This is a genomic window from Hoylesella timonensis S9-PR14, from assembly GCF_000762405.1.
Lineage (GTDB): Bacteria > Bacteroidota > Bacteroidia > Bacteroidales > Bacteroidaceae > Prevotella > Prevotella timonensis_A.
The window spans coordinates 52,512-72,688 of record NZ_JRPQ01000055.1; the positions used below are offsets into that span (position 1 = coordinate 52,512).

14 protein-coding genes are annotated in these 20,177 nt (G+C 38.4%); 7 read left to right on the forward strand and 7 right to left on the reverse strand.

The window, feature by feature from the left end; translation table 11 throughout:
• Positions 1-2: 2 nt before the first annotated feature.
• From HMPREF9304_RS02510 to mltG, 5 genes are all read right to left on the reverse strand, one after another.
• The gene (locus HMPREF9304_RS02510) at positions 3-2,063 is read right to left on the reverse strand and encodes a DUF5686 family protein (protein WP_036926229.1); all 2,061 of its coding nucleotides are present in this window, start codon (positions 2,061-2,063) and stop codon (positions 3-5) included.
• 354 nt (positions 2,064-2,417) lie between these two features.
• The gene (locus HMPREF9304_RS02515) at positions 2,418-3,056 is read right to left on the reverse strand and encodes a DedA family protein (RefSeq protein ID WP_036926211.1); all 639 of its coding nucleotides are present in this window, start codon (positions 3,054-3,056) and stop codon (positions 2,418-2,420) included.
• A 47-nt stretch (positions 3,057-3,103) separates the two neighbouring features.
• Positions 3,104-4,525 (reverse strand): tetratricopeptide repeat protein, encoded by a 1,422-nt coding sequence (locus tag HMPREF9304_RS02520; RefSeq protein WP_036926212.1) that lies wholly within the window; start codon positions 4,523-4,525, stop codon positions 3,104-3,106.
• A gap of 35 nt (positions 4,526-4,560) precedes the next feature.
• Positions 4,561-6,276, reverse strand: coding sequence for a glutamine--tRNA ligase/YqeY domain fusion protein (locus HMPREF9304_RS02525; protein ID WP_036926213.1), 1,716 nt, complete (start codon positions 6,274-6,276; stop codon positions 4,561-4,563).
• 355 nt (positions 6,277-6,631) lie between these two features.
• Positions 6,632-7,678, reverse strand: coding sequence for an endolytic transglycosylase MltG (gene mltG, locus HMPREF9304_RS02530; RefSeq protein ID WP_036926214.1), 1,047 nt, complete (start codon positions 7,676-7,678; stop codon positions 6,632-6,634).
• A gap of 588 nt (positions 7,679-8,266) precedes the next feature.
• Here mltG and HMPREF9304_RS02535 point away from each other — a divergent pair.
• Together HMPREF9304_RS02535 and HMPREF9304_RS02540 are read left to right on the forward strand one after the other, a co-directional pair.
• On the forward strand, positions 8,267-8,428 hold the full coding sequence (locus tag HMPREF9304_RS02535; protein ID WP_156104746.1) for a hypothetical protein: 162 nt from the start codon (positions 8,267-8,269) through the stop codon (positions 8,426-8,428).
• Between the two features lie 42 nt (positions 8,429-8,470).
• Positions 8,471-9,124, forward strand: a complete 654-nt coding sequence (locus HMPREF9304_RS02540) for an HAD family hydrolase (RefSeq protein WP_036926216.1) — start codon at positions 8,471-8,473, stop codon at positions 9,122-9,124.
• Positions 9,125-9,192: 68 nt separating this feature from the next.
• On the opposite strand, the gene HMPREF9304_RS02545 is transcribed toward HMPREF9304_RS02540, so the two are convergent.
• Positions 9,193-10,530, reverse strand: a complete 1,338-nt coding sequence (locus tag HMPREF9304_RS02545) for a TolC family protein (protein ID WP_036926217.1) — start codon at positions 10,528-10,530, stop codon at positions 9,193-9,195.
• A gap of 877 nt (positions 10,531-11,407) precedes the next feature.
• Between HMPREF9304_RS02545 and HMPREF9304_RS02550 the strand changes: the two genes are divergently transcribed.
• The 4 genes from HMPREF9304_RS02550 to HMPREF9304_RS02565 all read left to right on the forward strand — a co-directional run bounded on the left by HMPREF9304_RS02550 (position 11,408) and on the right by HMPREF9304_RS02565 (position 17,558).
• Positions 11,408-12,007, forward strand: coding sequence for a riboflavin synthase (locus tag HMPREF9304_RS02550; RefSeq protein WP_008124038.1), 600 nt, complete (start codon positions 11,408-11,410; stop codon positions 12,005-12,007).
• 152 nt (positions 12,008-12,159) lie between these two features.
• The gene (ettA, locus tag HMPREF9304_RS02555; RefSeq protein WP_036926218.1) at positions 12,160-13,857 is read left to right on the forward strand and encodes an energy-dependent translational throttle protein EttA; all 1,698 of its coding nucleotides are present in this window, start codon (positions 12,160-12,162) and stop codon (positions 13,855-13,857) included.
• 110 nt (positions 13,858-13,967) lie between these two features.
• Positions 13,968-14,819, forward strand: coding sequence for a GLPGLI family protein (locus HMPREF9304_RS02560; protein ID WP_036926219.1), 852 nt, complete (start codon positions 13,968-13,970; stop codon positions 14,817-14,819).
• On the forward strand, positions 14,820-17,558 hold the full coding sequence (locus HMPREF9304_RS02565) for a TonB-dependent receptor (protein WP_036926220.1): 2,739 nt from the start codon (positions 14,820-14,822) through the stop codon (positions 17,556-17,558).
• 296 nt (positions 17,559-17,854) lie between these two features.
• Here HMPREF9304_RS02565 and HMPREF9304_RS02570 read toward each other — a convergent pair whose 3' ends face one another.
• A complete protein-coding gene (locus HMPREF9304_RS02570) occupies positions 17,855-18,343 on the reverse strand; it encodes a GNAT family N-acetyltransferase (RefSeq protein ID WP_231564450.1) in 489 nt (162 codons plus the stop codon).
• Positions 18,344-18,545: 202 nt separating this feature from the next.
• Here HMPREF9304_RS02570 and HMPREF9304_RS02575 point away from each other — a divergent pair, with 202 nt between their 5' ends.
• Positions 18,546-20,057, forward strand: coding sequence for a glycoside hydrolase family 10-like protein (locus HMPREF9304_RS02575; protein ID WP_036926222.1), 1,512 nt, complete (start codon positions 18,546-18,548; stop codon positions 20,055-20,057).
• Positions 20,058-20,177: the final 120 nt, after the last annotated feature.

Here is a 20,177-nt window from a genome sequence, read left to right on the forward strand (position 1 = left end):
GGTTACCACCGCCTAAATAATTCAAAACCAAACTTAAACCCAAAATCCTTTGTTCTGCCATTCATGTTCGACATAAATGCGCCAATAGAGAGAAAGCGTGTCTTGATTGCATAGCCCAATTCTAAATATGGATTTGCATTTTTAACACGAAGTGCACTTAGATACAGCCTTTCACGTTCAATAAAATGCCCTATGAGAGGTGTCCAAGCCAATACTAAGAAAGGAGATTCGTAGGTGAAATTTGCACGAACGTAATAATTAGATTGGTTATATAGACTACTTTCCAAGAGTTCAAATTCACCAGACCATTCGTCGTTCCAACCATTTGGTAGGAAAGTTTGTCTGAAATTTTCAAAATCCACAAAGTAATCATTATGAGATCTATCGGTGTAAAATCCCGTTCCAATGCGCATGGATAGCGATTGTACGTTGTGAAGGGGCAAGATGTATTGTCCATCAAACTCCCAACGAGTATAGGGTGTGTTGGTTCCTGCCAGTTTCTTGATGCTTTTTTCGTAACACGCCATCAGTGTAGGACCTTGATATCCCCATGGCCTATAATGTACTTGAAACTTGGGAGCTAAAGAAGTATATACAGAAGGTTTGTTAATAAGTTCAAATCCTACTTTGTTTAATGCTGTTCGGCGGTGAAAAACAAACCCTGCTTGGAAGCCTATCTTAGGCGTAAAGTCGTAGTTCGCATAACAATCCCAAAAGGAATCGTTAAACTCATATAAATTCAGATTATCCCAAACACGATTATTGTTTGTTGCTATTCTCAATTCATTTACTAAATTTCCATTTTGAATTCTTCGACCTCCTGATATTCCTGAACTGATAAATCCGTTGTGCCGAATGTCAAAGTAATAGATAAGAGGTATCCAAAAAGAAAATTGATGTAGTCGAAAAGAATAACCTCCTTTTAGCTGGAGCCAAATGTTGCTATTTTCAGAAAAATGGTATCCGCCACGAATGTTGAAGTTATAATAAAATCCTTGACTTGGGCTATATTCCATGTATAATGGATTTAAGATGGGATCTATCCGCAGAGAGCCTGCTTTGTTTGGGCCAAAATCTTGGTGGATATCATTAAATATATTTTCGCCAATCATATCCCAAAGGACAGATTTCACAAAATTTACTTTAGGAGGAGTTGCAACAGAATCCAATGCGGTAGTGTCTCTTTCTTCGTTTCGTTTATCTTTGAGTAATTCGCTATACACCATTTTCTCGTAAGAAGTTAACGGTTCTGGGCGAATCTGTTCCATCAATTGAAAATTTTGATTCGCTTCAGAGATGTTAGGAAGAATCTTAGGCAAATGATAAGCAATGGTATAATGTGTTCGGACATCGTTACCAAAGAATAAAAAGCGTGAAGTAAGGCTGCAATTTTGAGGTGTCAGAGATTGTACTCCATGGTTTCCCATCTGAATGGATAGTCTGTAAAAGATCATATCATACTCGCCTGTTAGTTGTATACTGCTAATTTTCCCCGAACGAGCATCGACTTTCGCCTCACCAGTTACTAACAGTGTGTTCTTTAACCGTGGCTTGAAATGGAGCTTTAGTAAGCTGTCTGCCGATTCTTCAATAGTATATTTATAATAAATTTTATTTTGCCTGTTAAAAGGAGAAAGCACATTCTCGTTAATCAGAGTGACATCATATATATTAGGTGTCAAGTAATGAAGCATGGCAGGAAATGATAGACGGCGAGTGCCAGCAGAAGATAGCGACAGAATTTTATCTATTTGGTATTTGCCATTTGGTAAGAAAGTGACTTTATTATAGCTTTCTTCAAGATAACGTCTGCTGCCAACATGTGCCATTGCATACATAGTTGGAACAGCCATTAACAGCAGATTTCGCTTGTTAATGTGAAAAGAAGACTTCATATATGCATAACTCACAGTGTCAGGTGCTTGTAGCGTCTTTATCTTTTCGGGATATGTAAATATGCGAGTTAAGATAGAATCTTTCTTACTTTTAGCTGATAACGATTCTAACAAGCCATACTGGCAGATGATGAGTAATATGAATATCTTGAAATATTGATTTTTCATTTGCATCAGATAGAACAAGCTACTAATGGAAAATAATATTTTTCCATCTTTGCTCCTATCTCATGCAAAGATAATATTTGTTTGAAAAAAAGCCAAATCAAACTTTGTTTTTGTGACACATCAGCTTTTTTCGAAAGTTTAGAAGTTTTCAAAGATAGTGTCTTCCATTCTTTCATTTTAGTGAAAAGTAGGTGAAGGATAGTTTGATAGACGACTTACTTTTCCAAAAAGAAGTTCGCAACGCCTATTGATGGGCATTGCGGATATGAAAATAGTGTCGATTTGACGCTTAGTGAACGATAATACTTGTTATCAGATTTATGCACATCATGCGATTAAGCTGAAAACAAGTTCTTAAACCGTCTTTTTTTGCTTGTTTTTTCGATAACGATATTTTATAAGGAAGTAGAGTGCAACAATGGCAGCTATACCAAAAATCACAACCTTGATGTGGTCGTTATACTCAATAATCTTTTCGTTGAGTTGTTCCTCTGGTACTATAAAATGTAAATACCATCCCAATGCTGCTAACACACAATTCCAAATTCCTGCACCAATGGTGGTGTAAAGGATAAACTTCCAAAACTTCATTTTTGCAAGACCAGCAGGTACAGAGATGATTTGTCGAATGCCGGGTAACAAACGTCCTGTCAATGTCGCGATAACGCCATGGTCATAAAAATATTTTTCGCTCTTTTCTACCTTCTCTTGGTTTAACAAGCACATGTGTCCCCATTTGCTATTTGCAAACTTATACACAATCGGTCTACCTAAATAATAAGCAGCCATATAGTTTGTAGCGGAACCAAGAACAGCTCCCAAAGTAGCGACAAGGATGACAAGTGTGATATCAAGGTGTCCTGCGGCAGCGTGATAAGCTGCTGGCGACACAATTAACTCCGAGGGAACGGGTATTACAGTACCCTCAATGTACATCAGTAGAAAGACGGTACCATAATTCAAGTTTCCCATGAGTGAAGAAAACCAGTTCATGTAAATAATTCTAAATAGTTTGTTGTGATAATAAACACATTTTTTACTTATTGGTTCTGAAGGAGAAAGTTGTAATATTCTTCAGGTGCCATACCTTCCGGGAAAAAGGTTTGCAATACTTTTTGGGCTTCTTCTGGATTTTTTTCGCATGCTTTTTTCACTGCTTGTAAAAATTCATCCGTTTTATTGAGAGTTTTACAACAAACAGCAAAAAAGGAATATCCATATTCCCAAGTCTCATCCGCACCTTCAAGAAAGTTTTTAAGAACTTCATAAGCCATTTGTACATAACCGCAATCATATGAACAGATGGCTATTTTCAAGACAGTATTCGCAGAAGCATCGGGCTGGAGTATGGCTTCTTGAAAAATTTCTTGTGCTGCTTCTATCTGATCATTTTCAAGTAGGATATGCCCTTTTGTTAGTTTTATGTCCTCCATGTCCATGCATTCCAAATTCTGCATCTTATCAATGTAGGACAAAGCCTCATCCATTTTTCCTAAATGAGACAGCGTCAAGGCAATATTTTCATAAAGCTCTGCTAAGCTTTCCGGATCGTCTTGATTCTGTTGTTCCGCCCTTTTCAAGTGAGCAATTGCTTTTGCGGGCTGGTCAAGTTGAAGATAAGAAACACCTATCAGACCGTCAATAGTCACGTCATTTGGGTCTAACTGCTGGTATGCAAGATAATATTTCAAGGCTTCTTCAAAGTTCCCTATGTTGAAAAGTGAATTGGCTTTGATAATTATTGCGAGTGAGTTCTTGGGATTGATAGCAATAGCGTATTCACAGCTTGTAATCGCATCGCTAAAGCGGTCATTGATAGCTTGCAAAGAAGCTAAATCTGTCCAATAATCAACAGAGTATGGATTCTTGTCTATGAGTTTTTGAAAGATTCGTTCACTCTCCTCATAATCGCCCAAACCTAAAAGTATACGCCCTTTCAACTCTTGGCAGTCATCATCTGTTTTTGATTTCAATAGCTCGAACCAGTCTTCGGCTTTCATGAATTGCTCGTTTACTGCGTATAGTGAGGCGATGTCGAAAATGAAATTTTCTCGCTCTTCCTTGACTAAATCATTCAAGTGATTCCGAAATAATTTCTCTGCTTCTTCCGTTTGTTCTTCACGCAATTTCAACTTACCTAACAAGTAGATGTACTCAAAGTCGCTCTTATCTTCAACTCTCTCAAGATAGGTGTAAGCTTTTGTAATATCCTTCTCTACTAAAGCAGTTAATTTCGCTTTGAGAATCCACAAATCCGTTGAATGAGGAAAGATATCCAAACCGTCATGAATAGCCTTTTTGGCATTTTTGAAATCTCCTTGATTAAAATAATATTCTGCTATATCTGAAAAGTCGTCTGAATCCATAAACATAGGATTGCCTGACGTTTGTGATTTTTCAAATTGCTGCAAAATATTTTTAAACTCTTTCGATTCAAAATACGAATTGTTGTTACTTGTCATTTAAGCGGTTCTTTAGATAGAATAAATGGATATGCTTACTTCTTTACTTTTGCCCAAGCATCTTTTAATCCTACTGTTTTATTGAATACTAAATGTGATGCACTGCTATCTGGGTCTGCCATAAAATAACCAATTCGTTGGAACTGTAGGTATTCTCCAGGCTTTTTGTTAGCTGCATATTCTTCGACATAACAGTTTTTGAAAACATGTAGACTGTCAGGATTTAGCAACTCATGGAAATCTCTTTCATCTGCTCCAGGGTTCTCTACGTAGAACAATCGGTCATACTCTCTCACCTCTGCCTGTTGGCAATGGTCTGCTGATACCCAGTGTAGAGTACCTTTTACCTTGCGATTTGCTCCTTCCATTCCACTTTTGCTTTGTGGATCGTACTCGGCTTGGATTTCTATAATGTCACCATTTTCGTTTTTGGTACATCCAGTACACTTAACAATATACGCATTCTTCAGTCGCACTTCTTTGCCAGGTGTCATTCTGAAAAACTTTCTGGGTGCATCTTCCATAAAGTCATCTCGCTCAATCCACAGATTTTTGCTAAATGTGATGGTGTGCGTGCCGTCTGCTTCATTCTCTGGATTATTGATGGCTTCCATTTCTTCAGACTCGCCATCGGGATAGTTGGTTATCACCAGTTTTACGGGATTCAACACGGCACTCACCCTACAAGCCTTCTTGTTCAAATCGTCGCGCACGGCAGCTTCGAGCAATGCCACGTCATTCAGCGCATCAAACTTGGTATAGCCGATAGACTTGATAAAGTTTCTAATACTTTCAGGAGAATACCCGCGACGTCTCATTCCGCACAGTGTCGGCATGCGAGGGTCGTCCCATCCCGAAACAGCATGCTCTTCTACGAGTGCATGAAGTTTGCGTTTACTCATCACTGTGTAGGTTAAGTTCAGTCGGTTGAACTCTATTTGTCGTGGGCGATTGTCGTTCATGACGTCACTTGTTCCGTCCATCTCCTTCAAAAAATCAATAAGATGATCATAGAGCGGTCTGTGTGGAACGAACTCGAGTGTACAGATAGAATGAGTTACACCCTCAAAGTAATCGCTTTGTCCATGGGCAAAGTCGTACATAGGGTAGGCATGCCATTTAGTTCCTGTACGGTGGTGAGGAATGTGGATAATGCGATAGATGATAGGATCGCGGAAGTGCATGTTGGAATTTGCCATATCCAATTTTGCACGGAGCACCATACTACCTTCAACGGCTTCTGGTGTGTTCATCTGTTCAAAGAGTTTCAGCGATTCTTCGATGGGACGATCTCTATAAGGAGAAGCCACACCCGGAGTTGTAGGTGTACCTTTTTGTTCAGCAATCTGTTCTGCGGTTTGCTCGTCAATGTAGGCATGTCCTTCTCGAATCATCCAAACCGCGAAATCCCACAGCTTTTCAAAATAGTCTGAAGCGTAATAAATATTTTCCCACTTAAACCCTAACCATGAAATGTCGTTGAGAATATTTTCGACATATTCGTTGTTTTCTTTGCTTGGGTTCGTATCGTCAAAGCGTAAATTACATATACCGTTGTATTTTTCTGCGATGCCAAAGTCCATACAGATAGCCTTGGCATGTCCTATATGTAAGTAGCCATTGGGCTCTGGAGGGAAACGTGTCTGAATCCTTCCACCATTCTTGCCTTTCGCAAGGTCTTCCTCAACGAGTTGCTCTACAAAACTCAGGCTTTTTTTCTCTTCTGTGTGATTGTCCTCTTGTACTGTCATATTCAACTACTTTTAGGATAACTCTTAGCTTACAAAAGCCGTGGCTAACCTCTATGTCATTAATATAATATGTGCAAAGATAATAAAAACTAAAGATTATCCATTCTACCAACCATAGTTTTTTGTGGAAATGATAGAAATATGTTATTTAATATGGAAATAAATTTGTTTGATACATTTTAATTCTCTATATTTGCAGTGTTATCCTGAATACAATCTTTTACCTTAAAGAAAACTAATACCTATTGAAAATAAATGCCCATCTCTGTGAAGAAACGGGCATTTTTTAATTCTAATTTATTAATCATTCAATGACAGGTAGTTGCCTTTTCATGAATCATCTTTGCAAAATATCTTATTGTATTCCTCTTTTGTTGAGTGCTGCGGTGTATTTATTTGCGTTTCCCAAGTGTTCTTGGTAAGTTTTCGCAAAGTTATGCGTACCGCTAAAGTCCTCTTTGGCACACATGTACAGATAGTCGTGGTGCACCATATTTAATACAGCATCGATGCCAGCAATGGAGGCTATACGGATAGGACCTGGTGGCAAACCAGTATTCTTGTATGTGTTATACGGACTCTTGATGTTTAGAAGTTTTTGATAAATGCGTCGCAAATCAAAATCTTTCCATGCAAATTTTATGGTGGGGTCTGCTTGAAGTGGCATTCCATTTGGATATTTGCTATCTCTAAGCATCAGACGATTGTAATACATTCCTGCAATCATCGGTTTCTCTGCATTGTTAGCGGTCTCTTCGTCAATGATACTTGCCAATGTAATGACTTCATTTTTGGATAGTTTCAGTGCTTGTGCTTGTGCCGTGCGCTTGCTATTCCAAAAACGATTGCTTTCTTTCTTTACCCTGTCCAACAGTTGGTCTATGGATATATTCCAATAAATTTCATAGGTATCGGGAATGAACATACAAGCAATGGTCGTTGTATCATAGCCATATTTCTTGCAGACTTCCTGACTGGTCAAAGCCTTGGCGATGTCGGTACTGTCAAGCATTAACCGTTTGCCCAATTCTTCTGACAGCCGATCCATGGTTCTAACAGAGGGTATTGTGAGGTTGATGGGGTCTTGAATGCCATTTTTTATGTGCCTTAGAACGGTGAATGCACCCTGTGAGGGCTTGATGGCATATCTTCCCGTTCGTATATGGTCGGCATACTGACTATGGCGCATCAGCGTGGTAAAGCCATGAAGACTGTGTTGTTTGGCGATGGGCGTTAATTTAGCGACAACAGAGTCTACATTGTCATCGGTATCAATGTAGATATACTGAGTGGTTTCTGAGTTTGAAAATGCGGAAAAAAAGTAATAGTACATCAAGCCAAAGACTAAAAATAAGCACGTGGCAGCCGCTACTAAATATCTATTTTTATGTTGTTGATCCATTATCAAATGTTTTTAACGGCTGCAAAGGTAGTAGAAGTTATACATTGGGCAAAATAAAACCTTATTAATTTTATAATTTCTTATAATCAGCATGTTCTTTCATGGCAAGAAATTGTGAATTGACAAATAGATTTTTTCCTTAATGTGACACGGCAGTTTGTAAATTTTAATTACCAAAAATGGGCATTTCTAAATTTGCATTCTAGCACAAAATATGGCTTTCTGTCATACAGTTTTGGCAGTTTTCATCGTGAAAATAAGTAGATTTTGGTGTTATCCCATTGAGTTAACCCCGTTAGATGGTGATAATAGTCGCCCTATTGTAATGGAATAACGGGCTTAAATGGTGCTTCCAAGCCACATAAATCATTGCTTTTAGTGGAAAATTCAGGTTAAACAATGGACTTGTTAGTAGTGAATTTTTATAAGTATTTATTATTCAAAGAGTTATAAAAAGTCGCAAATACTCGAATATTTTCAACCAACTTTCTTTTTGTTGAAAATATGAAAGTTATGAGAGGTGTTTTGTTAAATTTATTGACAGTTAATTGCTGAACTTTAGAAGCGATGTTGAGCGAATGTGGAACTATGTCACGAAAGAAGGTAGATGATTTGGAAATCCATAAGACAATTTGTACCTTTGCAGTCATCAAAGCAATGCTGATGTGTCAGATTGTTTTGCTTGCATCACTCATAGCTTATGATAAGCATGACGGTGAGAGCAACGATTTTCTTAATCGTTTAAGTTAAGAATTAAATTTTTAATGATGTGCGATTGATGCACGTAATAATATGGAGTATAGTACGTATATTTTTGATTTGGATGGCACACTTTTAGACAGTCTCCAAGATTTAGCTGTTAGTTGTAATTATGCACTGAAGAAGCACCAAATGCCCGAGCGAACAATAGAAGAGGTAAGGCATTTTGTGGGAAATGGTGTAAAAAAGCTCATGGAGCGTGCCATTCCAGGCGGTCTTGAACATCCTGAATTTGAGAAAACTTATCAGGATTTCCGCCAGCATTATATGGTTCACAACTTAGATAACACACGCCCTTATCCGGGTGTGATGGACTTATTGAAAAATTTGCACGAACATGGAAAAAAGTTGGCAGTGGTCAGTAATAAATTCTATGATGCTACTCGTGAACTTTGCCAACATTTTTTTAGCGATTATGTAAGCGTTGCAATTGGTGAACGAGAGGATATTCACCGCAAACCTGCACCTGATACGGTAATGGAAGCGTTGAGACAATTAGGGGTAGATAAAACAGATGCCGTCTATATTGGTGACAGTGACGTAGACATTGCAACGGCTCGTAACAGCGGTATGCCGTGTATCAGTGTGTTATGGGGATTTCGTGACAAGGAATTTCTGCTGGAGCATGGTGCGACAACCTTCGTTTCGTCTCCACAAGAGTTGATGTTACCGTTAGATAGCAAGTAATAAAAGTTTTGGAAAGTGGTGGCTTCTATCTGTGAGCAATAATAGATAGAAGCCACCTTTGCTTTATTTTATTCCATGACTCCTTGTTGGTAGAACTTTAATAGGTGGATGTTGAGCAGGGTAAGATATTTGGCTTGAAGTTCGTTTTGTTGAGCATTCATCAGCTGATCTTTCCCTTTCATCAGTTCTACAATATTGATAAGGTTCTCGTCAAACTTCGCTTTGAGCAGCTGGTAGCTTTCTTCGGCACTCTTTGTGCTTATCATGGCAGCTCGCAATCTGTGTTGGTTGTTGGTGGCTTGTAACCAATAATCCTCGATAGTAGAGTAGAGCTTGGTTTGTTTGTCTTTGAGATCCAACATATAACTCTGCTTTTGCAAAAGAGCTTTGTTGACAGCTGTTTTGGTTTGTCGATTGTCAAACAAAGGGATGTTAATGGAAATACCAGCTCCAATGTCAAAGTTATTCTTTATTTGTTTGCCCCATTCATAGTTGCTCATGGAGGTAGTACTCGTTCCAACACCTGCACTTACTCCCAATGTGGGTAATTTCCCAGCTTTGGCAATACGCACACTAAGGTTACTACTTTCGATGCCCAATGCTGCATTTCTTATTTCGGGTCGGTTGTTGAGGGCAGTCGTATAAATCTCAGACACACTGGGTATTGCCTGATTTTCAACGGTCTCTACTTGATGAGGAGGCAACACATCAAACTCTTCTGTGTCAATAATTTGTAGAAGTTCCTTCAACTGTCGCTTATAGTTGCGCAAGTTGTTTTCTGATTCTATAACATTATATTCATCTGCAGCACGTTGGGCGGTCAATTGTGCCATATCCGCACGACTCATCTTTTGAACTTTTAGAAACTCTTCGCCTCGTGTTTCGTTCTGTTTGCTGGTTTCTAAAATCGATTGATTAACGACTACTGCTTCTTTGGAATAAAGTATTTGAACGTATAGTTGTGCAATTTGCTCAATCAGTTTGTTAGCCATTTCTGCCGAATCCAATGCCGTTTGTTGCTCAAGGATCTTGTTGAGCTTTATCGTATGTCTGTTTTTTCCACCATTCCATACCGTCCAATTGCTGTTAATGCTATACGAACCATTATAATACACCTTATCTACCGATGCCTGCATATAGCCCCCTGTGGAAATTCCTGTTTGTGGCCAGGGGCGATATGTTAAATTTTGGGAGGAGCTTACCGCCAATGACGGCAATAGGGCAGCTTGACTTTGTTTCGTGTCCTCTTGCGCACTCAAATGTTGTAGTGTCTTCTTTTGCAACGAAATGTTATGGGTTAGCGCATAATGAATGCAGTCTTTCAGCGACCACTCTTTAGATTGTACCGTAGATGTACTTAGAAGCAAAGCCATGCCACAAAGGCTGATTTGAAAAATCTTGTTCATATAGTAGATTTTTTAGATGAGTTGTTATTCGTAACTGTTATTTGTATGATGATGGGTTGCCATACGTTTCTTTGACGACAAAAGTAGCAAAAAAGTTTCATACATTGATGAAGGAGGGTTTTGATTTCGTTCGCCATTCTTTAGATGTAATGAATATTCTTATTTACACATTGGCGAAATGAAGTGAAGAATACCAAAGAAAATAAAGTATGCTGTAACAAATGTTATGCGTGAGTTATAGTTTAGACCATTTTGAACGTTATAAAGCAGAAGAAGCTGGACACGACTTAAAAAAACATCAGCAGATGAATGTAAAAAGAAAACAAAACTTGTAGGTTTCATTCTAAATTTGTATCTTTGCATTTAGAAAGAGTACAACATGGGGTTGTGTCGATTTGATCGGGATACTCATCAATAAAAACATGAAACCGAGAAGACTTCTTTTGTTAATGGCGGGCCACATAAATCCTTTTAGGACTAAGCTGTAAAGCCAGTGGATTACAAAGACGGAGAGCTCTCAAATCTTATATAGTTCGGAGTTTCATCACATCATCGAGCAACCCCTTTTTCATACATAAAGGCAGGTGTGTTTCCTGCCTTTATAAATATAAGGTGGGTTTTATAAATTACCACCACAACTAAATATATTATGGGTTACGTCTTGCCAACGTTTCGTACCTTTATGGTTCAATGCGTTAGTGTCATTGGGAGTGTAGTAGCTACACAACCTTACTCGCTTACAGATTGACCACACAAGGTAGTGCAAGCCGAATGCGGAGAAAGTTTGCTTTCTGCGTTGAGGTGCAGCCTACTTCGTGTGACATAAGTTCAAAACTTGACAAGGATAATTTATAGAACCCAATTAAAAACTTTGTTTATGTTCTCTGGAATTGTAGAAGAGATGGCAACCGTAGTTGCGATTAGCCATGATCAAGAAAACATTGATTTTACATTGAAATGTTCGTTTGTTGACGAATTGAAGATTGACCAAAGTATAAGTCACAATGGCGTTTGCTTAACCGTTGTGCGTCTTCACGATGATACATACACGGTAACAGCGATGAAGGAGACGTTGGAACGGTCTAATCTGAGATTGATAACCATTGGAGACAAGGTGAATGTAGAACGCTCAATGCTGATGAATGGCAGGCTGGACGGGCATATTGTTCAAGGACATGTAGACCAAACAGCCACTTGCGTGAAGATGCAAGATGCTGACGGTTCTACTTATTTCACTTTTGAGTATCCTTATAGCAGAGAAATGGCGAAACGAGGATATATCACAGTTGATAAAGGGAGCGTAACGGTAAATGGTGTTTCGTTGACGGTTTGCGAACCAACAGACAATCGTTTTACCGTAGCGATTATTCCTTATACGAAGGAGCATACCAACTTTTGTGATATCAAGGTAGGATCTATCGTCAATTTAGAGTTTGATATCTTAGGAAAATATATCGCTCGATTACGAGAAATATAATTCAAAAGAATGACGGTTTTCTTGATGAAATTGCTCTTGAAATTTGAAATCACAACCAACAACTCATCAACTCAAGAACTTAATAACTCAGTAACTTTATAACTTAACAACTCAACTCATTAACTCATAAACTCAAAAACTCAAAAACTTATATGGCAACTGTAGACGACAAGAAAATAATCTTCTCCATGGTGGGAGTATCAAAGATTATCCCCCAAAACCAAAAACAAATTCTCAAAGACATTTATTTGTCTTTCTTTTATGGTGCAAAAATTGGTATTATAGGATTGAATGGTGCTGGTAAATCAACTTTGATGAAGATTATTGCCGGTATAGAGCAACCAACTCAAGGCGATGTGGTGTGGAGTCCTGGCTATAGTGTAGGATATTTGCCACAAGACCCACCATTGGACGAAACTAAAACCGTGAAAGAAAACGTGCAAGAGGGGGTGCATAAAGTCTATGATGCATTGAAAGAATATGACGAAATAAATGTCAAGTTCGGACTGGAAGAATATTATGGAGACCCTGACAAAATGGACAAACTGATGCAGCGACAAGCAGAAGTGCAGGACATCATCGATGCTACCGATGCATGGAACATGGACTCTAAGTTAGAACGTGCGATGGCTGCCTTGCGATGTCCTGCTGGTCATCTGCCAGTAACAAATCTTTCGGGAGGTGAACGGCGACGTGTGGCACTGTGTCGTTTGCTCTTACAAAAGCCCGATGTGTTGTTATTAGACGAACCAACCAACCATCTTGATGCAGAAAGTATCGACTGGTTGGAGCAGCATTTACAGCAGTATGAGGGAACGGTTATTGCGGTAACGCACGACCGATATTTCTTAGACGATGTTAGTGAGTGGATTTTGGAGTTAGACCGTGGTGAAGGTATTCCATGGAAAGGTAATTATACTTCGTGGTTGGAACAGAAGACCAAGCGCATGGATCAAGAGGAAAAGACCGCATCTAAGCGTCGTAAGACTTTAGAACGTGAATTAGAGTGGGTGCGTATGGCACCTAAGGCTCGACAAGCAAAGGGAAAGGCTCGTCTAAACTCGTATGAACAGATGCTGAATGAAGAGCAGAAAACGAGAGAGGATAAATTAGAAATCTTCATTCCTAACGGACCACGCTTAGGTAATAAAGTGATTGAAGCACAGCATGTGAAAAAAGCTTTTGGTGAAAAAGTGCTGTTTACAGATCTCAATTTTATGTTACCTCCCAATGGCATTGTAGGCGTGATAGGTCCCAATGGTGCAGGTAAAACCACGCTTTTCCGTTTGATTATGGGGCTCGAACAGCCTGATGCGGGTACTTTTGAAGTAGGAGAAACGGTAAAGCTGGCATACGTAGACCAGCAACATAAAGATATAGACCCCCAGCAAACAGTTTATGAAGTTGTTTCGCAAGGCAATGAAAATATAAGAATGGGCGGTCGTGATGTCAATGCACGTGCTTATTTGTCGCGATTTAACTTTTCTGGTACCGACCAAAACAAAAAGTGCGAAGTGCTTTCTGGCGGAGAACGAAATCGTTTACAGTTGGCGTTGGCGTTAAAACAAGAGGGTAACGTTTTGTTATTGGACGAACCTACCAACGATATTGATGTGAATACCTTGAGAGCATTGGAAGAAGGACTGGAGTCGTTTGCTGGTTGTGCGGTTGTTATCAGTCACGACCGATGGTTCTTAGACCGTATTTGTACACATATCTTGGCATTCGAGGGCAATGGTGAAGTATTCTATTTTGAAGGAACTTACTCTGAATATGAAATCAATAAAGCCCGCCGTTTAGGCAACGAAGATATTAAAAAGGGACGCTATCGTAAGTTAATGGAAGATTGATTATAATCAACAGATATTAAATAAAGGATTATAACTGACTAAAATCTTAGTGAGAAATCATTCTGATTATTATTTAGTTATGGCTTATATAATAAACAAAAAGATTACATATGAGAAGTATCATTATTTTCTTTATTTGTTTTTCATTTACATTACATGCGCAAGAAAAGCAAGGGCGTGTAATGCGTCCTAACACAAAAGGTATAGGAAAATGTTTAGTGATTGGGCAGGCCTCAATTAAAGTTATATATGCTCTAAATGCTAATGATATTAGAGATGAACGTACTTATATAGACTCCCAAGTGCTTCTAATAGGAAAAGGTTTGAGTAAGCTTTATAGCCGTTTTTTAGAATTAAACGATTCCTTACATGATGATTTTATTAAGCGAAATCCAAATGCTACTAGTATACCGAGAATATTCTTTTCCGGTGGAAGGAACTGCCAGTATTGGAGCGAGTATCAATTTACTGATATATACTCTGATAATGGCATATACACTTGCTATGCTACGATGCCATGGGCTATGGAACGCTATAATGCTTTCTATACTGAACCGATGTATCAACAACATTGGACGCTTTCTAATGAGCAGCTATCAATACTGGGGTATGATTGTCAAAAAGCAACTTGTCAATGGAGAGGTAGAACTTTTGAAGCTTGGTTTACTACCAAAATTCCTACACGCCTCGGTCCATGGATATTTGGTGGATTACCTGGACTAATATTAAAGATATATGATAAAGATCATCTCTACACATGGGAAGCTGTTGAAATAAAATCTGGCAAATTCCCAATTGTTAAAAGTGAATATAAAGGATTTGTTAAGGATACACGTGAACATATCTATAAATTACAAGTAGCCGCAAATCGAGATCACCTTAAAACAGCTGGAGCCCGCGACTATCAAACGGGACAACTAAAATCAAAGCCACACCCTTACGAGCCATTAGAGAAAGAATAGATGAAAACTACAACCATATTCTGTCTACTGATTATCTTTTGCTTAAAGATACAAGCTCAAACAGTCATTGAAGGCAGTGTGATAGATGCACAGGGCAAGTCAGGAGATGTCATTGTTACTGTAACGTCAAAAGGGAATAGTAGCGTATTGGCATTTGCAGAGACAGACAGTAAGGGTGACTATCGTTTGGAGGTAAATTCACAATCCGATAGCTTAACAATTACCGCAGCTGGTATGTCTATAGGGCAGCAAGTTAAAATTGTTGCTAACTGTTCACAACGATTAAACTTTCGAGTCAACGAAAAGGTACTACAACTTAAGGAAGTTGAAGTTCATGCTAAGAAGATACGACAAAACGGTGATACTCTTAACTATTCTGTTGGTGCATATCAACAGCAAGGCGATCGCACTATAGGTGATGTTTTAAAGCGTATGCCTGGTATAGAAGTATCAGATAATGGTAGTATAAAATTCAATGGGAAAAGTATCTCAAAGTTTTATGTTGAAGACATGGATTTGTTGCAAGGTCGCTATGGTCTTGCAACAGGAAATATCAATGCACAAGATGTTGGTTCGGTTCAAGTGCTTGAGAACCATCAACCAGTGAAAGCCCTACAGGGACGAACACCAACCGATGATGTTGCTATAAATCTGAAATTAAAAAATGCTGCTAAAGGTACAGTAGCAGTAAACACAATGCTCGGTGGTGGTGGTCAACAATCTGGTGGATGGGGATTCGGAATGCGTTCCCTATCTGATGGACAAAATCCTATTGGCAGAAATCCATTATGGACGGCAGAGGTTGTTGGTATGTACTTTGCAAAACGTAGGCAGAATATAACTCTCTATAAAGGCAACAATATCGGTGATGATGTTTCCCAAGAATTAACTTCACATTATTCTGGTATCAATGATGTGGGGCTTGTTGCTTTTGCCCCACTGGGAGTTGTTACGCCATCTGGCAGTGGATTACCACAGAAACGGACTTTTGACAATCATTCACACATTGTATCAATGAACCACTTGGAGAAAATAGGCAAACAATCTGAACTAACTTTGAATATGTCATATCTCCATGCATCTATACGACAAGAAGGAATCTCAGAAGCCGACCGATTTTATAGTTCTAATCAACGACTATTGAGCAGCGAGTCGCTTATATTTATAACACACATGAATAATCTTAGTACAAATTTAAGATACAATCGCAATGGTGAAAATGGTTTTATAGCCAATGTACTGAAGTTAGATGGAGAATGGAATAATGATAACGTACAGAGCCAACTTACCTCTGACCTAACAGGAGCTGTCCCCATCAACTATGGAGACAATCGGGTTTATCAATATTTCCATCGCCCTTCGCTAACAGTAAGTAATACTATGAATCTTATCCAGAATTATGGTAAACGTACACTTGATTTGCATTTCTCAGTTGGTTATGCTCAACGCCCTAACACATTGATAGTTAATGTGGATTCTCTTTTACCACAAACATCAGTCCATTATAATCAAGAATTGAAGTCACGCAACATTGCGGGTGACTTCCACACTAACTTTACCTTTCACTTAAGATCGTTCTCTCTGGACTATGGAATTTTAGCCAATGCCAGCTTGCATGGCATAAAGACCGATTTAAGCGGCTTTACTAATTTGACGGCAAATGGTAGTCAAAATCATACATCACAGACGATATTGAATGATTTATGGTATAACACTTATGAATTATCGCTAAATCAACAATACAAATTCGAACAGGCAGGTTGGCGTCTCTCCCTTACCTGCCCTCTAAACTTATACACACAAACTCTTGATGACCGCATCACTAAAAACAAGAATAAATATACCCGCTTGCTTGTAACACCATCGGTTACTGTAAACTATGAGTGGCGTGATTGGAGTGGTAACATTAATGCAACATACTATAAGAATGTCGGAGATCCTGGAAGTATCTATAGTGGCTATATAATGAACAACTACCGAACATTTCAACGGTCGTATGTTGAACATTTGTCAGAAACAAGTTGCTTCACAACGAGTGCATCAGTTGGATATCGCAGTGCTCTTACAGCAACCTTTTTCCGTATAAATGGTAACTATGGACACACTCGTGACAATCAAATTTATGGTTATGAATATCGAGGTGCAACCTGTGTTGTACATGCTATTGATAAAAAAACATATACAGATAATTATGCTTTCGGCTTTGATGGCAGCAAAGGTTTTGATTGGTTACAATCAACCATTCGTGCTTTTGGAGGCTATAACTGTAGTAAAAGTGAACGTCTCATTGCTCAGAATCTTTACCCCTTCCATTCTCGAACAATCAGTATTGGGGGCGGTGGTACTATCACTCCTCTTACATGGCTTAATATTGTTTTCACAAGCGGATATGCATGGAATGTGTCATCCATAGATGCTATAAATAATTATTCTTCACAGACTGTTCGAACTGCAACTCAGCGTATCAAGTTTAATGTCTTTGTTACTAAGCAATTTACGTTTACTACTACAATAGAAGGTAATTACAACAATTTGACCGAAAAGAACAGGCACACATGGTTTGGAGATATGTTGTTTAAATACAAATTGAAGCATATAGAATTAGACTTACAAGCCAATAATCTTTTCAATCAGAGTCAGTACACAAGGGTTAACTATAGTGGTCTTGATATATATTCATCTATTTCGCAATTGAGACCTCTTAACATAGTAGGAACTATACGATTTAAAATATTATAGAAAATCTATGAAATAATGAGTTTGCAAATTGTTTGAGAGGGGAGAATAATTTTTCTTTTTCACCAAGCCACGAACCTTGTTACTACTATTGTAACGCATCGTTCGTGGCTTCTTCTTTGGTTCAACTGCAAATAGTGAGGATGTATTTTGCATCTATTTCACATCATCTGACCGATAGCATGGATTGTTATCTGATTTCGTCTCGACTCGTCAGCAAACGAAAGTACGAATGCAATTAGACAATGAATCTTTTTTTGCAACCATCGTTTGTCATATACAATGATGTTCTTCAATCGTTATTCTGATTCTTCTAAAGGTTCGATGATTTCCCAAAACTCATTATAGACGCGATTGTAATCCTCTAAAGTGACCGGTCCTCCACACGACATGATATTGTAAGTAATGCCAGGCCAAACCTTTCTGACCCCATAATCAATAAATCCCATACGTTTGTAAAATTCGTATCGCTTTTTTCGCTGCTCGGTATTAGATGCGGGTTGGTCGACATCCTCTATATCAATCATAAAACGTTCGTTCTTATATCTTTCTAAAAGTCGTTTGATAATCCTCGTACCATACCCTTTTCCTCTTTCGTTAGGCATTACAGCAAAATAGAACAACCAACTCAAATTGTCATGATGATATGTATATGTGAGCCCCTTGAATTCGTCATTTTTATCATAAAAGCCTAAAAAACGGACATCTGCTTTTCGTTGCAATAGCAATAATGAGTCAAAAGACATGCGTTCAACTTTGGGAAATGCCTCTACATAGAGTCTTTTCACGAGCTCTATATCTTTTGAATCCTTTTTTATTTCTTTGATGTGTAGCATCGTATTCTTTTTTACAAAGATAGAAAATCTTTGTGAAACTGAATCAATTAAGTCGTTAAATATTCATTGCTACACATGAAATTATATAACAAAATGTAGGGATTTTTGGTTTTTCGCATTACATGTTTTATCTTTGCAGAAAAGAAATAGCAAGATGAACAAATATTTAATCTCAATAAGGTTATTATTCTTATTCTTATTTTGTGAACTCAGTGTTTTTGTTTTTGCACGAAATGCTCAAAAACATGAATTTAGGGGAGCATGGATTCAATGTGTCAATGGACAATTTGAAAGTATGGGTACCCAGCAAATGCAACAGACACTTCGTTATCAGTTGGATGAACTACAGAAGGATGGTGTTAATGCCATTATCTTTCAAGTAAGAGCAGAATGTGATGCTCTTTATCCAAGCAGATATGAACCATGGAGCAGATACCTGACAGGTGTTCAGGGAAAAGCCCCTTATCCATTGTGGGATCCGTTGCAATGGATGATAGAACAGTGCCATGAAAGAGGAATGGAGCTGCATGCATGGATTAACCCTTTTCGAGCAAAGACAAAAGGAACAACGGCTTTAGCCAGCAACCACATTGCAATAAAGCAACCAGGAAGCGTATTTACCTACGGAGGACAATTTATTCTTAACCCTGGTAATCCTGCCAATAGGGCTTATATCTACCAAGTAGTAGATGATATTGTGAGCCGATACGACATTGATGGTTTTCACATCGATGATTATTTTTATCCTTATCCTGCACCAGGCGAGATTATTCAAGACGGACGTGAGTATAGGCAATATCACAATGGTATAAATAATATCGATGATTGGCGTCGTTACAACGTAAATGTTTTTATCAAAGAGTTAGGAGAGAAAATACATCAACGAAAGCCATGGGTCAAATTTGGTGTTTCGCCTTTTGGTATCTATCGTAATAAGAAGTCTGATCCGAAAATAGGCAGCAATACACGTGGGTTGCAAAACTATGACGACCTTTATGCCGATGTGCTGTTATGGGTAAACAATGGATGGGTAGATTATTGTGTGCCACAACTTTATTGGCAAATAGGACATTCGACTGCTGATTATGAGACATTGATAAAATGGTGGAACAAGTATGCAGGAAACCGACCTCTTTATATAGGTGAGGATGTTGAGAGAACTGTTAAATTTGCTGATCCTAAGAATCCTAACAGTCACCAGATGCCTGCTAAGTTCAAACTCCATGAGGAGATGAATCATGTAAAAGGCACTGTGCTGTGGTATGCAAAGGCGGTGGTTGATAACATTGGTAACTACGGCACTACTTTGCGAAACTATTATTGGAAATATCCTGCCCTGCAACCCAAAATGTCTTTTATTGATGATAAGAGACCTAAAAAGCCACGAAAGGTAAAAGCTGTATGGACCAGTAGCGGTTACTTGCTGTTTTGGACACCACCTCGTGGAAAGAATTGGGATGATGTTGCCACGAAGTATGTGGTATATCGTTTTAATAAAGGCGAACGTGTCGATTTAGAAGACCCGTCAAAGATTGTTACCATTACGAATAAAACGATGTATAAGTTGCCTTATGCAGATGGTAAGACAAAATATAGATATGTGGTAACATCCGTAGATAGGATGAATAATGAGAGTAAAGGAAAAAAGAAAAATATAAAACTATAACGGCTGGTTCTATAAATTAGCTTTGTTAGATTTTGAGCTTATTTTTGAGGTCAAAATGCAAGAGAGTGAAGGAGTGTAGCGAGCTACACGACTGAACGAACTTACATTTTGAACCAAAAA

Bases quoted from the DNA above. Each gene is read 5' to 3' on its own strand.
- HMPREF9304_RS02510 (WP_036926229.1), bottom strand. From the start codon at position 2,063: ATGAAAAATCAATATTTCAAGATATTCATATTACTCATCATCTGCCAG.
- HMPREF9304_RS02515 (WP_036926211.1), bottom strand. From the start codon at position 3,056: ATGAACTGGTTTTCTTCACTCATGGGAAACTTGAATTATGGTACCGTC.
- HMPREF9304_RS02520 (WP_036926212.1), bottom strand. From the start codon at position 4,525: ATGACAAGTAACAACAATTCGTATTTTGAATCGAAAGAGTTTAAAAAT.
- HMPREF9304_RS02525 (WP_036926213.1), bottom strand. From the start codon at position 6,276: ATGACAGTACAAGAGGACAATCACACAGAAGAGAAAAAAAGCCTGAGT.
- mltG (WP_036926214.1), bottom strand. From the start codon at position 7,678: ATGGATCAACAACATAAAAATAGATATTTAGTAGCGGCTGCCACGTGC.
- HMPREF9304_RS02535 (WP_156104746.1), top strand. From the start codon at position 8,267: ATGTCACGAAAGAAGGTAGATGATTTGGAAATCCATAAGACAATTTGT.
- HMPREF9304_RS02540 (WP_036926216.1), top strand. From the start codon at position 8,471: ATGGAGTATAGTACGTATATTTTTGATTTGGATGGCACACTTTTAGAC.
- HMPREF9304_RS02545 (WP_036926217.1), bottom strand. From the start codon at position 10,530: ATGAACAAGATTTTTCAAATCAGCCTTTGTGGCATGGCTTTGCTTCTA.
- HMPREF9304_RS02550 (WP_008124038.1), top strand. From the start codon at position 11,408: ATGTTCTCTGGAATTGTAGAAGAGATGGCAACCGTAGTTGCGATTAGC.
- ettA (WP_036926218.1), top strand. From the start codon at position 12,160: ATGGCAACTGTAGACGACAAGAAAATAATCTTCTCCATGGTGGGAGTA.
- HMPREF9304_RS02560 (WP_036926219.1), top strand. From the start codon at position 13,968: ATGAGAAGTATCATTATTTTCTTTATTTGTTTTTCATTTACATTACAT.
- HMPREF9304_RS02565 (WP_036926220.1), top strand. From the start codon at position 14,820: ATGAAAACTACAACCATATTCTGTCTACTGATTATCTTTTGCTTAAAG.
- HMPREF9304_RS02575 (WP_036926222.1), top strand. From the start codon at position 18,546: ATGAACAAATATTTAATCTCAATAAGGTTATTATTCTTATTCTTATTT.